The following is a 12397-nucleotide window of genomic DNA, read 5'->3' on the forward strand; positions in this document are numbered from 1 at the left end:
AAGGATCAGTTTAATTCCTTAAATATCCGGAAAAATATGATGGAATAAAGTAATCAAAAGGGATAACCATTTTTCACCTAACCCTTTTTAGCATATCGACCAAATATGGCAGGCATTAATAATTCGGGTACTGGATGACTATATAAATCATCTTAGAACATAATATCTACTAGTACTAGGGGGATACAGGGAGTATGAAAATGAACCGGACATCAACTTCTAAAATAACTGAACCAGGAATGATAGCATTAGCCACCCTCATCTTAGTGGCAGCAGTGGCCAATCTTAACTTATCCGTGGCTAACGTGGCCCTTCCTTCCATAGGTCTGGTTTTTAATGCTTCCCAGGTCCAGATCAACCTGGTGGCTGTGGGCTACTCCCTGGGCCTGGCAGCATCAGTGCTATGGTTCGGTGCCCTGGGTGACCACCACGGTAGAAAGATGATGCTGATCCTGGGGACTCTACTGGCCATACCCGCCTCCATCGTCGCTGGTTTTGCCCCTTCCATCGAGATACTGATCTTGGCCCGTATCATTGGTGGTTTAGCTGCGGGAATGGCTTTTCCCACTACACTGGCCCTTATAACTGCTTTGTGGGCTGGACAGAAACGAACCAGGGCCATAGCCCTGTGGTCCGGTATTGGGGCAGCCATTGCTGCTCTGGGACCCATAATCTCCGGATACCTGTTAACCTTTAATGACTGGGGTTCGGTATTTTTAATCACCTTACCCCTGGCGATGGTAGCCCTACTGATGTCCATTAAGTTCATCCCCAATCACATCAGCGAGACAAGTGCTCCCGTGGATAACTTGGGAGGTTTACTGTCTCTCCTTCTTTTAGGAACATTGACTCTGGCCATTAACTTCGCCCCGGTGCCAGACTCTGGAATCCTGATAATTAGTTTCCTAGTCATCGCTGCCCTTTCTGGGATTCTGTTCATAAGGCGCCAGCGCAGGGTGGAAAATCCCCTTTACGATCTTAAAGTTGCCAGTCGCAGCATTTTCTGGGTAGCAGCCTGTGCCGGGATAATAGTTTTCGGAGCCCTGATGGGTGCCATGTACATTGGTCAGCAATTTCTACAGAACGTTCTCAGCTACTCCACCCTGGATGCAGGACTGGCAATTTTACCAGCCGCATTATTCATGATTTTAGTGGCACCCCAATCTGCCAGGCTCATTGAATCCCGTGGCTCCCGTTTCACCCTCCTGGCCGGTTACCTCTTCTGTTTATTGGGTTTTTTAACCATGCTATTCCTGTGGCAGGACCACATACCCTACTGGAAGGTGGGATTGGCCTACTCCTTTGTAGGAATTGGGGTGGGATTGGCGGGAACTCCTGCTTCCCATTCCCTTACTGGTTCTGTTCCTGTGAAAAGGGTGGGTATGGCCTCGGGAACCGCAGATCTGCAGCGTGATTTTGGGGGGGCTATAATGACTTCCATATTCGGTGCACTGCTCACCGCCGGTTATGCCCGGTCAATTGCCGCACAGATTGACAGTTTACCGACCTATGCCCAGCAGCAGATAACCAGCACCGTGGAAACCACCCTACAGAAATCATTCTCCAGTGCAGCCACCCTGGCCCAGCAGCACCCCCAGTATTCTGCACAGATCATATCTGCAGCCAAATATTCATTTTTAGCCGGGGATCACTGGGCTTACCTGGCCGGGATTATTGCCATCCTGATTGGAGCCGCCATAGTATTCTTTAAATTCCCCAAAAAAGAGGAAGAGGAAAAATTACTGGCCCAGTACTGTGAAATTGACGCTGAAAATTAGTATTAGGACTAAAAAACAATATTAAAACTTAAAAACACGACAAAAATGTTGCCGGGAAAAATTTAACCACTAACTATTTCCATATGATTGTTTTCCATTATCCTAACCATCCGGTAGCATTGATAAATTTTGATTTTGACCCCCAGTTTTCGTTTCATTGCCAATGATAGGTTAATAAATTATTTATTTTTCAGAAAATATCATATTGGATATCTCGATGTATATTGCTGCATTTACGTAGAAAAATGCATATAACACTTATAATAAAAAAAATAGTGACCAATAAATTTTTTATTTATATTTAAAGCCCCCTAAAATCTAAATAAGATTCTTGATTAATGGTACGGGCTATTTAATCTTTCCCATTAATAAGCCTTGGTAGGGAAAAAATAACAGTAATGTTAGGAGGGGGAAAAATGCGAGTTACAGCCCTGATTGAAGACACCAAACCGGATAATTCAGATTTATTTTCTGAAAAGGGATTATCAATCCACATTCAAAGGGACGATGATAACATCCTCTTTGACACCGGAGTAACCGGTGCTTTTGTAGATAATGCCCTTAAATTAGGAATCGATTTGGCAGCGGTTGATGTAACCGCCATATCTCACGGGCACTTTGACCATGGCGGGGGCCTGGGCAGATTTATGGAATTGAACGAATCCTCCCCAGTTTACCTACGCCCCCAAGCAAATGGGAACCATTTTTTTAAAGCATTTTATTTTTTAAAAAAAGATGTTGGCCTGGATAAAGAGTTATTCGCTGATTATGCAAATAGGATTCATTTAATAAACAAATTAACTGAAATTGCCAGGGATACCTACCTTTTTACTGATATGCCCCTGAAATATCCTGCTCCTGCTGGTGGAAAATATCTTTACGTGGAAAAAAGTAACCAGCTGGTCCCTGATGATTTTTCCCATGAGCAGATGATGGTTATCCAGGAAGAGGATGGAATGGTTATTTTTTCAGGCTGCTCACATCACGGGGTGTTAAACATGGTTGAAGCCGCCCTTGATCAATTTCCAAACACTCCTATAAAGGCCCTTTTTGGAGGATTCCATTTTATTGGCCTTCCTTTTTTAAATCACACCGCAGAGAGTAAGGAAAACATTGAAAATATCGGGATGAAACTGGCAGAATATCCAATAGAACGGGTTTATACCGGGCATTGCACTGGTAGAAAGGGTTATCCTCTTTTGAAAAATGTTCTGGGAGATAGTGTGGATTATTTTGCCACGGGAGATACTGTAAAGCTATAAACTAAATTTCATTCTTCCAGACACCCTCAAAATGACTGTTTAACTTGTTTTTAAGCAATTTTTATCCATCTTTTTGGCCTAGTTTAGGGATGGATCATGAGAATCCGCCTCTTTTAGAAACCTAAAGTTCAGGTTGATATAATATGAAAACACCATATAATAATAAGCAATAAAATCTGGGAAAACTCATTTTACAGGGGTGGGAATATGGATAAGGTAGAAATATACTATTTTTCAGGTTCCGGTAATTCATTGGCAGTAGCCCGAGATGTTGCCCTGGAGTTAAATGCTGTTTTAACCCCAATTATGGCGGTTATTGACCAGGAAAGTGTAGATACTGAAGCCAATATTATAGGGTTTGTATTTCCCATTTATGACTTTAAACCTCCCCAGTTCATGGAAAAATTCATTTCCAGAATTAAAGATATCCAGTCCAAGTACATTTTCGCTCAATGCACCTATGGAGTAACCCCCTCTAAATCTCTGAAACATCTGGAAACAACCATTAATTCATATGGCGGGCACTTATCTGCAGGATTTGCTGTGGGTATGCCCCAGAATGGCTTAGGATCCAGAAAGGTGACTGAGACTCAACAGGAAATAATGTTCAGTCAATGGAAAAACAGGGTAAAGAAGGTTTCTGAGGTTATAAAAAACAGGCAAAAAGGGGAAATAGAGACCAGTATCCTGTTTTTCCATATGTTTAAAACACAAAACTTGAAATTAATCCCGGTTTATTTAACATTCCTTAATCAGGTGCTCTTTAAAGGTGTGGATTCACTGGCCTTTACCTCCAATGAAAACTGCACTGGCTGTGGAACTTGTCAAAAAATCTGCATCCAGCACAACGTTGAACTAGTGGATAACAAACCACAGTGGTCGGATCACTGCATAAGTTGTTTCGCTTGCCTAAACTGGTGCCCGAATGGATCCATCAACCCGGGAGACTCTGATCTGGGTATTAAAAATTATCATCACCCTGAAGTGAAAATTTCAGATATGATCCTCCCCTAAGTTTTTGACTGTCCACTCCCTGAAAATGGCTTAATCCATTAGGTAGAACTACATATCAAATATTACCATCACTTTCCCCCATAATCCTTACCGAGTTAATATCAACTCTGATTAGGAAATAGAAAGAAATAATGATTTTGAGCTCCATATTTTATTATATGTAATCAGTTGGAGGTGTTTAAAATGGCCCCCCATTGTGATACCATGGACGGACCGGTTGTTAGTGCCTGTAAAAAGGCTTTAGAAATGATGGATGTGAATTATGTACTTCCCTTTGTACCTGAAACTGCAGAAAAAGAGTTAAGCCGAAGTTTTAATAAAACACTTAGGGCCCGGAAGTTAGGTGAAGACGCCGCAGAAGTTGCGGATCTCTGGTTCTTTGAAACCGCGGTGCGACTACATCGTGAAGGTGAAGGAGCGCCCTACACCGGCCTTAAACCAGCAGGTTTGGATTGGGGGCCAGTTGTGCCTCGAGCAGAGGCAGACATTGAAAAAGGAGATCCCAATGAAACCATAGGGTTTTTAAAAAAGGTTTTAGAAGAAGAATTGAGAAAAAAATTTAATAAGGCCATGTCCCTTAAAAATTACGACCTGGAAGATGTTGAAGCCGCCAGAGAATACACTGAATCAATGCTTAACTTTGTCTTATCCTCCCACCATACCTACAAATACATAATTTCCGGCGAAAAACACTAAAAAAATTATGCTAATCCAAAAATGCGATAAATATAGCTAAATACACCAGGAAAAGTCCCACATTGAAGGTCAGACGTTTCCGGAAGTCATGTTTAAGGTACAGGAAATCCACACCTACAATTAGAGCAATGAAAATCACTAAAGATAGAATTTTAACCCATAGTTCAACCATTTTTTACCATCCCCTCATTCCATTATAATATACCATAAATCTCATAACTATTAAAATCAACTTCTTAAAGCTTGTATCTGGGAAGTAAACAATTTATCTATATGCTGAATTACCAAAGATACATATAAAAAAGTTAAACACCATAAAATGCAGTAAAAACAATTACCATAATAAATCTGGGGATTATAATGGCAGACTGGAAAATCATCGGACTAGGTGGACTCCTTAACGCAACCTTAACTATCATTCTAATTATATTATTCTACCCTCTCTTCTTTTTAGGCCCGTTAATGGGAGGGTTCCTGGCAGCATACTTTAGCCAGAAATATGAAGATTACAGTAAAATAGATATAAAAGACGGGGCTATTGTGGGAACAATGTCCGGAATGATCGGTGGTCTAATTATCACTTTAATATTGATAACCGGATTTGAAGCCATTAACAGCCTCATAAATTTAATATCCCTAAATGTCAACCTGATACCCGGGGTTGATGCCGTGGTAGCAGCTTATGTTATTCTTCAGCTATCCCTAATCATAAGCATCACTCTGGGAGCCCTGGGCGGATTAATGGGAATACGGGCCAAAAGTTGATATTATTTTAGCTTTTATTTAGTATTCTAAATAAAAACAATGGAGGTTAACTTGATGAGTAAAAATATAGTGGTGCTATCGGCCAGCCCCAGAAAAGGCGGAAATTCAGATATTTTATGCGATCAGTTCATTCTAGGAGCAGAAGGAGCAGGTCATAAGGCTGAGAAAATTTTCCTGAGGGATAAAGAAATCAACTACTGTGTGGCCTGTGATACCTGTCAGGGAAACGGTGGTAAATGTGCTCAAAATGATGACATGGGCGAAATCATGGATAAAATGGCTGCTGCTGACGTGATTGTCATGGCCACACCAGTTTACTTTTACACCATGAACGCCCAGCTGAAAACACTCATTGACCGAACCTATGCCCGCTACACTGAAATCAGTGCCAAAGAAATGTATTTCATTCTCACCGCAGCCAACCCCCAAAAGGAAGCCATGGAAAGGACAGTGGAAGGTTTCAGAGGATTCACATCCTGCCTTAACGGTGCAGATGAAAGGGGTATTATCTACGGAACTGGCGCCTGGAATGTGGGTGACATCAAAGAAAGCGAAACCATGGCCGAAGCTTATGAAATGGGGAAAAACGTGTAAGGGAAAAGTTAACCACAATACAAGCTCATTTATTCCTAATATCCTAAGGTCAAAGTAATATTTCTCCTTAAAATACAGGATTAAAAACCGTAATGAGCGTGTTGGAGAGGTTTTAATGAAAACTAACTACATAAACCCGGAAAATATGGTCAAACCCCGGGGTTACTCCCAGGCAATATCAGTCAAGGGAAATCACCAGACAATTTATATTGGTGGACAGAATGCGGTTGATGAGGAGGGAGTTCTAGTAGGAAAGGGTGATCTTAAAAAGCAGACAGAACAGGTTCTATCCAATATTGATAAAATTCTAGAAGAATGCCATGCTAAACTGGAGAATGTGGTTAAATTCAACATTTACCTTGTTCAGGGACAGAATCCACAGGAGGGCTTTCAGGTTTTCCAGGAAAAATGGAAGGGGAATATTAATTTCCCCACTGTAACCGTTCTTTTCATATCCGGACTGGGTAATCCCGATTGGCTGGTTGAGATAGATGCCGTGGCCATAACCCCGGAATAGATCCCTATTCCGATGTTTTTGACTCTATCCCCTACATAAACAGGGTTTGAAATAAACTGATTTGATGAAAATTCCAAGTACCCCCGAGAGCTATTTTTTCAGGTTTTCCTGCACCCGGAAGAGGACCATCTTTCTCACCAGGTCCAGGGGTACCGGTTCATCCAGGGGAAATTGTACGGTCCCTTTTGATGTGTTGTAATGTGAAAGTTCTTCTTTGAAGGCCTTTATTGCAGAAGGGGTGGGATAAAATCCTATATGATTTTTATAGGCAGCAAAATGTACCAAATTACCTTTTAACCGGAAAGTGGGCATTCCGTAGCTAATGGTTTCTTCAGCTTCGGGTGCTGATTCCCGGATAGTTTCCCTCATTTCCTCCAAAATGCCCTGAATATCTGGGGGAAATGAAGATATGTACTCGTCTACTGTTTGAATTTTCTTTGATACCATGGATTCAACCTCCCGGAAGATATTATTGGATAAGAATAAAGATTAGGAATATTTGAGGGGCACTCTAAAGATATCCGATAGTAAGGCATGGATAAAGGATAGGGGAATTAAAAAGGTGGCTAAAATCATACTGATTTCATAGGATAAACTGCTCCTTGGGTCTGCTTTACCCCTCAACCGGTTGAAAAATGAGCTCCAGGGAATACCATAGGTGTTTCCAATCATTATGGTGCGTATGGATCCCAGGATACCTTTGGCTTTGGATGGCCCATAGATTTCCACTATACGTTCCCATGATTCGGGGGTGGGGTTTCCACGGGTGTCGGCGTAGTGCTGGGCAAACATCACTGCCGGGAGTTCCGGGGCAGGGACATCTTCCATTATACCATGGAGCATTTTTTGGATTTCTTCACTGGTCATTCCACTCTCCAGGGCCCTTTTGGAGTGAGCATAGGAACACAGGGCACAATCATTGACCTCCGTCACCCTTAACATTAGTCTTTCCACAAATTTTTGGTCTAATTCCCGGTTCCTTCTGGCTTTAAACATAAATCTAATGGTCCGCATTCCCTGGTAAAATATCCAGTAGGATTCTCTAACTGAATAAAGTTCCCGCCCAAATCCGGGTTCTTTTTTCGGGTTAACTTCTCCTTCTTTGGTCTTCATGACTTCTCCCCAGATTGCTACCCATGATAGGTGTGATTATTTTTTATGAGTGGGAAAGTATTTGAAAGTTGGTATCATTCCTTAATTTAATCAATTGCCCTGATTTATTACCTTCTATTCCTTCGGTTAAGGTTGAATGATTTCTATTCCTTTAAAAAGCTTATTTATCTCTGGTAATTTCTGTAAACTAAACTAAGAGAGATTTTTTAAGGTCTTGATAATTCCTTATTAAAAATTATTAAGTTCCTAAAAACATGAAAAATATCAACACCCACATACAAGCTCAAAAAAACTATTAAGGACCTTATAATCCCTCCCAGCATACTGAAGAAATTAGAAAGGACTGTTGGGCCTGTTAAGTTAAGAAATGATCTTTAATTGTAATTAAAAAAAATAAGGGTTTGGTGAGGTTTAATACAGAGTATATATCTCACCGGTTTGGGCATCAACATCCACGGACCATACATACTTTTTGTTGGGGTCCAACACTGGCACATGCCATACCATCTTGTTGTTCGGTGCTTTCATCAGTTGAGGAGTTGATGCTGAGTAGTCCGTGAATCCATCGTCTTTTAACAGTTTGTTAACAATACTCATGGCCTGCTGGGATGTGATATTGGTCTTGGTGTTATTGGTTACATTGGTGTGACTGGGATGGTTGGATTCGTTGTGTTTGTAGGTATGAGTAGTAGTGGTGGGTAAGTTAGTAGAGTTATTCACGGTTATATTAGGGGTTTGAGAATTGCTATAAATAAAATAAGCCCCCACTCCCACAATGACTAAAAGAACAACTATAATTAAGGCTATAATTTTTCTGTCCATTATTTCACCTCCCCTTAAATTATTATCATCCTTACTATCATGGAGAAATATATATAAATGTAATGATGTGTTCACCTTCTTCTACATCCTTAAATTTAGTTTGATGGCCTTATTTTCCAAAAAATCAGATACAGATCACGAAAAACTTGAAAAAATAATTTTCATCCCTTATAACCCCTGTTCTTTAAGGAAATATGAAACCGCTTGGGTTGTGTTAATACTAATTTTTGCCCTTGGAGGAAAATATTTATTAATTAATAACTTAATAATAGTTATAACAAGCATATTAACTAGTGGTGTATATGATGAGAATAAGCATGTCATTGCCCAAAAAGCTTTTAACTGAATTCGATGATGTTCTGAAGGACAGGGGATACAATTCCCGATCAAAGGGTATCAGAGATGCCTTGAAAGACTACATAGTGCGCTACCAGTGGATGAGGGATATGGAAGGAGATCGGGTGGGAATAGTGGCTGTTATCTACGACCACCATTACACCGGTGTGATGGAAGATCTCACCAATATCCAGCACCAGTTCCGGGAATATATAAACGCCAACATGCATATCCATATGACTGAAAATAAATGCCTGGAAGTTATAGTAGTCAAGGGAGACGCCCAGCAAATCAGGGACCTAACCGAAAAGATCATGAGGCTTAAGGGCGTGGAACACGTCAAACTAACCACCACCTCTGGTGGGGAAAAATTATAATGGGTAAAACCTTAAAAAAAGTTGAAAAACACACCCATTCTACATGACCAAACAGCCCAATATGTAGAAGTGTTGGATTTCCAAGGGGGTATATTTTCAATTGTGTTAGGTTCCCCTGTTGGGTAAATTATTTTTTAAACCCTATTTATTAAGCCCATCTAAATCGCACCCATACCGGGGCCCGGGGTTTACCCTTCACAATTTCATTGGCCTTTATTTCGGCTGGTAACTGTCGGGTGGTCAGGAGAATATCCAGATCAGCGGGAAGTGGAATATCAGTTACTCCCCTATTTTTTTCTAAAAATTCCAGTATCTCCTTCCTATCTAAATCACTGAATCCGGTACCTACCTTGCCAAAGTACTGACCATCTTTCTCTAGTATTAACGCCCCGAAGGCTATGCTTCCCGTGCTTTTGGTGGCCCCTATTACGTTAACATCTATGGTCTCTGATCGTTTGATCTTCAACCAGTGGGATGATCGTTTCCCTGATTCGTACTCAGAACTGGCATTTTTAAGTATCAATCCTTCATAACCCCTGTGGATGGATTCAACAAAATGGTCTTTAATTTTTTTGGAGTTTACTGTTTTAAAGGGGACTATTTTAATATGGCCCCCCTCCTGAACGACCTTTAATAATATTTTCTTGCGCTGAACCAGTGCTTTGGAGGTTAGATCCTCCCCCTGAAACCGGAGAATATCAAAGAGGTTAAGGGTTGCCGGGAGTTTCTTGGCCAGAAGGGAGATTTTAAACCTATCCTCAACATTACGTTTTAAAAGTTTCCGGAAACCCCCGGGGACAGTTATTTCCCCATCCAAAATCCAGTTATCCCCTTTTATATTTTTTTTAAGGCTGGAAATGATTTCAGGGAATTTGTATGAAACTTCTACATGTCTGCGGGTCCACAGGTCAATCTGGTCCCCTTTGCGCAGGGCAATGATCCTCTCACCATCCAGTTTAGGCTCGCTTACCCAGACACCCTCCAGGTGAACATCTTCCTCTGCCAGTTTACTGAGCATGGGCTCCAGCATTTCCATGGACCTGCACCTACTCTTCCATCATGGCCAACATTTTTTCCAGTTCTTTTTCCAGTGACCTGGTTTCTGGAGGCTTGAGTTCAGGTATTAATTCTTCACCAGCAGCTTTTTTCTCAATAAGTTCCCTTAACTGTTGGGTGTAGGTTTCGGTGTAACTGGTCCAGTCAAAATCAAAGATCATGTTATCCATCACCAGAGAGGCCTTTTTAAGGAGAGCGGGGTCAACATCTCCAGTAATGATTTCCACCTCCTGGGGTGATCGTACCTGTTCAAAATACAGTAACTGTTTCAGGAGGAATCCCTCCTCATAAGACTGTAGCATTCCGATATACTCGTTGTTGCGCTGCACCCATTTCACCACTGCCACCTTCTCCTTCCTTTCCATAACCTCCCGGAGCAGGTGGAAACTCTGAGCAGTACCCCCCTTTTTGGGGTTTTCAGTTCCCAGGTAGTAGGGTTTGGAAAGGGATATCTGGGGTACTTCTTCATATTCACAGAATCCCAGTATTTCCATGGTTCTGGTGGAGAAGGGATGGAGATTTTTTATCTCTTCATCGGTGAACTGGATGCATTCCCCGGCGATGTCTATTGCTTTAGCGATTTCGTGGGGTTCTAATTCTTTACCATCCTTTTCGCAAACCTTTTTGTAGTGAACTCGGCCACAATCTGTTTTATGGACCAGGTGAAAACCGATATGGAGGTTTTCACTGGCAGCATACAATCTGATGGGTATAAAAATAGTTCCAAATTTTATAGAGCCTGACCAAATGGATCGCATAGAAACTCATCTCCCACTGTGTATATGTTGTGAAAGAGAGTAATAGTTTGTTATAGGGACCAGATTCCGCGGGAAATATGGAACAGGACCTCTTCCTATCCACCTTCAATCTTAATGATTATTCCTTTCTGGAAACCATGTTCAGTTTAAGGCCCCGGTTATTTTGACCCCATAATTTATGAGCGTATTGCACGATTTCCAGGATGTGCTGGTATTTTAATTCGGGTGTAATAGGGAGGGTCTTTCTCTCTATTTTATAGCGGTATCTTCCATAGAATGTGGTTTTGATCTTTTTATAATCTTCATCCATGGTTGAAATATAGTAGTAGGTGTTATCTGTCTCCTTTTCCGGGTTAAAGAGTTCTTCCATTTCCAGGGTAATTTCACACAGCACTCCCAGCACCAGATTTAAATCATCCCTATCTACGGGTCTTTTCTTCTCCTGTTTATGGGCATTTACTTGGTAAACTCCGTCCAGGTACTCGTTGATCTGGCTGTGCCATTTCCGGAAATTTTCTGCAGGGAAAACCAGCAAATCCTGGTAATTCTGGAAGAGGTGGGGTTGATAAGTGACTATTGTCTTCCCCTGAACAATTCCGTAACTGTACCTCATTTTTATCAACGCTTAGACGATTATCATGTCTTTTATTTATTTAGTCCCCTTAACTAAGATTATCATTATTCTATACTACCGGTCACCGGGACCAGTTAACACCCAGGGATTCAGGAGTAACCACTTCGTTCAAGGAAGAAGGGAGAACCATTGGCGGTGAATCAATGGTATCCTGGATATAGGTGTCCAGGTAGGTTTGTAAGGGTTTATTACTGAAAATATCATCCAGATTTAAATTTAGACGGTGAATGCTTTCCATGATTTTAAACCAAACCCCTATAACCCTCCATTCTTCACCCGGATCCAGGGTCAGGTACGTCCGGTTGATCTGCTCCATCTGGACACTCATGGACTGGTACATCCTCCTGAACTCTTCTCTGGTGAAAATAATAACTTCCTCATGTTCATTAAAGTATTCAGGATGATAAAGATACACTTTCCTACCAAAAAGCACTCCCTGGCTTACTTTCAAAGTGAATCACCTTCGCTGTTGGGGTACATGCCCTAATTTATACACCCCCCAGGCCATGGGCGTTGTGGTAGAGAGTGTAGTTGAGAAGTACCTCTAAATTCACAAAAATAGAAACCTCACCCGAGACTTGAAAATAGGTGAAAATAATTTATTACCGTGAGATTAATTCCATCCTTAGAAAAACAAGAAACCCTTAAGAAAATAAAAAAAAAAAAAAAAAAAAA

At 41.2% G+C, this 12397-nt stretch carries 16 protein-coding genes; 8 read left to right on the forward strand and 8 right to left on the reverse strand.

Features of this window, described 5'->3' with window-relative positions:
* Positions 1–194 precede the first annotated feature (194 nt).
* The 4 genes from QC759_RS01500 (at position 195) to QC759_RS01515 (ending at position 4750) form a co-directional block, all read left to right on the forward strand.
* Entirely contained in the window at positions 195–1778 is a 1584-nt protein-coding gene (locus tag QC759_RS01500; protein ID WP_279844765.1) for an MFS transporter, read from the forward strand.
* A 416-nt stretch (positions 1779–2194) separates the two neighbouring features.
* A complete protein-coding gene (locus QC759_RS01505) occupies positions 2195–3040 on the forward strand; it encodes an MBL fold metallo-hydrolase (RefSeq protein ID WP_048073599.1) in 846 nt (281 codons plus the stop codon).
* Between the two features lie 207 nt (positions 3041–3247).
* Complete coding sequence (locus QC759_RS01510; RefSeq protein ID WP_048073600.1) at positions 3248–4054, forward strand: EFR1 family ferrodoxin; 807 nt, start codon at positions 3248–3250, stop codon at positions 4052–4054.
* A gap of 183 nt (positions 4055–4237) precedes the next feature.
* A complete protein-coding gene (locus QC759_RS01515) occupies positions 4238–4750 on the forward strand; it encodes a DUF6448 family protein (RefSeq protein ID WP_048073601.1) in 513 nt (170 codons plus the stop codon).
* 10 nt (positions 4751–4760) lie between these two features.
* Here QC759_RS01515 and QC759_RS01520 read toward each other — a convergent pair whose 3' ends face one another.
* A complete protein-coding gene (locus tag QC759_RS01520; RefSeq protein ID WP_243687023.1) occupies positions 4761–4922 on the reverse strand; it encodes a hypothetical protein in 162 nt (53 codons plus the stop codon).
* Between the two features lie 188 nt (positions 4923–5110).
* On the opposite strand from QC759_RS01520, the gene QC759_RS01525 reads away from it, so the two are divergent.
* The 3 genes from QC759_RS01525 (at position 5111) to QC759_RS01535 (ending at position 6626) form a co-directional block, all read left to right on the forward strand.
* Positions 5111–5515 carry a DUF5518 domain-containing protein gene (locus QC759_RS01525; protein ID WP_048073602.1) on the forward strand — a complete coding sequence of 135 codons (405 nt, stop codon included), beginning with the start codon at positions 5111–5113 and terminating at the stop codon, positions 5513–5515.
* 54 nt (positions 5516–5569) lie between these two features.
* Complete coding sequence (locus QC759_RS01530; protein WP_048073603.1) at positions 5570–6109, forward strand: flavodoxin family protein; 540 nt, start codon at positions 5570–5572, stop codon at positions 6107–6109.
* A gap of 115 nt (positions 6110–6224) precedes the next feature.
* Positions 6225–6626 carry a RidA family protein gene (locus tag QC759_RS01535; protein WP_048073604.1) on the forward strand — a complete coding sequence of 134 codons (402 nt, stop codon included), beginning with the start codon at positions 6225–6227 and terminating at the stop codon, positions 6624–6626.
* Positions 6627–6716: 90 nt separating this feature from the next.
* On the opposite strand, the gene QC759_RS01540 is transcribed toward QC759_RS01535, so the two are convergent.
* From QC759_RS01540 to QC759_RS01550, 3 genes are all read right to left on the reverse strand, one after another.
* Entirely contained in the window at positions 6717–7073 is a 357-nt protein-coding gene (locus tag QC759_RS01540) for an iron chaperone (protein WP_048073605.1), read from the reverse strand.
* A gap of 42 nt (positions 7074–7115) precedes the next feature.
* Entirely contained in the window at positions 7116–7739 is a 624-nt protein-coding gene (locus QC759_RS01545; RefSeq protein ID WP_048073606.1) for a carboxymuconolactone decarboxylase family protein, read from the reverse strand.
* Positions 7740–8150: 411 nt separating this feature from the next.
* Positions 8151–8561, reverse strand: a complete 411-nt coding sequence (locus tag QC759_RS01550; protein ID WP_048073607.1) for a PepSY domain-containing protein — start codon at positions 8559–8561, stop codon at positions 8151–8153.
* A gap of 302 nt (positions 8562–8863) precedes the next feature.
* On the opposite strand from QC759_RS01550, the gene nikR reads away from it, so the two are divergent.
* The gene (nikR, locus tag QC759_RS01555; protein ID WP_048073609.1) at positions 8864–9274 is read left to right on the forward strand and encodes a nickel-responsive transcriptional regulator NikR; all 411 of its coding nucleotides are present in this window, start codon (positions 8864–8866) and stop codon (positions 9272–9274) included.
* 148 nt (positions 9275–9422) lie between these two features.
* On the opposite strand, the gene QC759_RS01560 is transcribed toward nikR, so the two are convergent.
* The 4 genes from QC759_RS01560 to QC759_RS01575 all read right to left on the reverse strand — a co-directional run bounded on the left by QC759_RS01560 (position 9423) and on the right by QC759_RS01575 (position 12173).
* Positions 9423–10310, reverse strand: a complete 888-nt coding sequence (locus QC759_RS01560) for an ATP-dependent DNA ligase (protein WP_048073610.1) — start codon at positions 10308–10310, stop codon at positions 9423–9425.
* A 10-nt stretch (positions 10311–10320) separates the two neighbouring features.
* Positions 10321–11088, reverse strand: coding sequence for a non-homologous end joining protein Ku (gene ku, locus QC759_RS01565; protein ID WP_048073611.1), 768 nt, complete (start codon positions 11086–11088; stop codon positions 10321–10323).
* Positions 11089–11206: 118 nt separating this feature from the next.
* Positions 11207–11701 carry a hypothetical protein gene (locus QC759_RS01570; RefSeq protein WP_048073995.1) on the reverse strand — a complete coding sequence of 165 codons (495 nt, stop codon included), beginning with the start codon at positions 11699–11701 and terminating at the stop codon, positions 11207–11209.
* 82 nt (positions 11702–11783) lie between these two features.
* The gene (locus QC759_RS01575) at positions 11784–12173 is read right to left on the reverse strand and encodes a hypothetical protein (protein ID WP_048073612.1); all 390 of its coding nucleotides are present in this window, start codon (positions 12171–12173) and stop codon (positions 11784–11786) included.
* Positions 12174–12397: the final 224 nt, after the last annotated feature.

The sequence above is a fragment of the Methanobacterium formicicum genome (genome assembly GCF_029848115.1).
GTDB lineage: Archaea > Methanobacteriota > Methanobacteria > Methanobacteriales > Methanobacteriaceae > Methanobacterium > Methanobacterium formicicum.

Excerpts from the sequence above, each read along its gene's own strand:
- QC759_RS01500 (WP_279844765.1), top strand. The coding sequence starts at position 195 with ATGAAAATGAACCGGACATCAACTTCTAAAATAACTGAACCAGGAATG.
- QC759_RS01505 (WP_048073599.1), top strand. The coding sequence starts at position 2,195 with ATGCGAGTTACAGCCCTGATTGAAGACACCAAACCGGATAATTCAGAT.
- QC759_RS01510 (WP_048073600.1), top strand. The coding sequence starts at position 3,248 with ATGGATAAGGTAGAAATATACTATTTTTCAGGTTCCGGTAATTCATTG.
- QC759_RS01515 (WP_048073601.1), top strand. The coding sequence starts at position 4,238 with ATGGCCCCCCATTGTGATACCATGGACGGACCGGTTGTTAGTGCCTGT.
- QC759_RS01520 (WP_243687023.1), bottom strand. The coding sequence starts at position 4,922 with ATGGTTGAACTATGGGTTAAAATTCTATCTTTAGTGATTTTCATTGCT.
- QC759_RS01525 (WP_048073602.1), top strand. The coding sequence starts at position 5,111 with ATGGCAGACTGGAAAATCATCGGACTAGGTGGACTCCTTAACGCAACC.
- QC759_RS01530 (WP_048073603.1), top strand. The coding sequence starts at position 5,570 with ATGAGTAAAAATATAGTGGTGCTATCGGCCAGCCCCAGAAAAGGCGGA.
- QC759_RS01535 (WP_048073604.1), top strand. The coding sequence starts at position 6,225 with ATGAAAACTAACTACATAAACCCGGAAAATATGGTCAAACCCCGGGGT.
- QC759_RS01540 (WP_048073605.1), bottom strand. The coding sequence starts at position 7,073 with ATGGTATCAAAGAAAATTCAAACAGTAGACGAGTACATATCTTCATTT.
- QC759_RS01545 (WP_048073606.1), bottom strand. The coding sequence starts at position 7,739 with ATGAAGACCAAAGAAGGAGAAGTTAACCCGAAAAAAGAACCCGGATTT.
- QC759_RS01550 (WP_048073607.1), bottom strand. The coding sequence starts at position 8,561 with ATGGACAGAAAAATTATAGCCTTAATTATAGTTGTTCTTTTAGTCATT.
- nikR (WP_048073609.1), top strand. The coding sequence starts at position 8,864 with ATGATGAGAATAAGCATGTCATTGCCCAAAAAGCTTTTAACTGAATTC.
- QC759_RS01560 (WP_048073610.1), bottom strand. The coding sequence starts at position 10,310 with ATGGAAATGCTGGAGCCCATGCTCAGTAAACTGGCAGAGGAAGATGTT.
- ku (WP_048073611.1), bottom strand. The coding sequence starts at position 11,088 with ATGCGATCCATTTGGTCAGGCTCTATAAAATTTGGAACTATTTTTATA.
- QC759_RS01570 (WP_048073995.1), bottom strand. The coding sequence starts at position 11,701 with ATGAGGTACAGTTACGGAATTGTTCAGGGGAAGACAATAGTCACTTAT.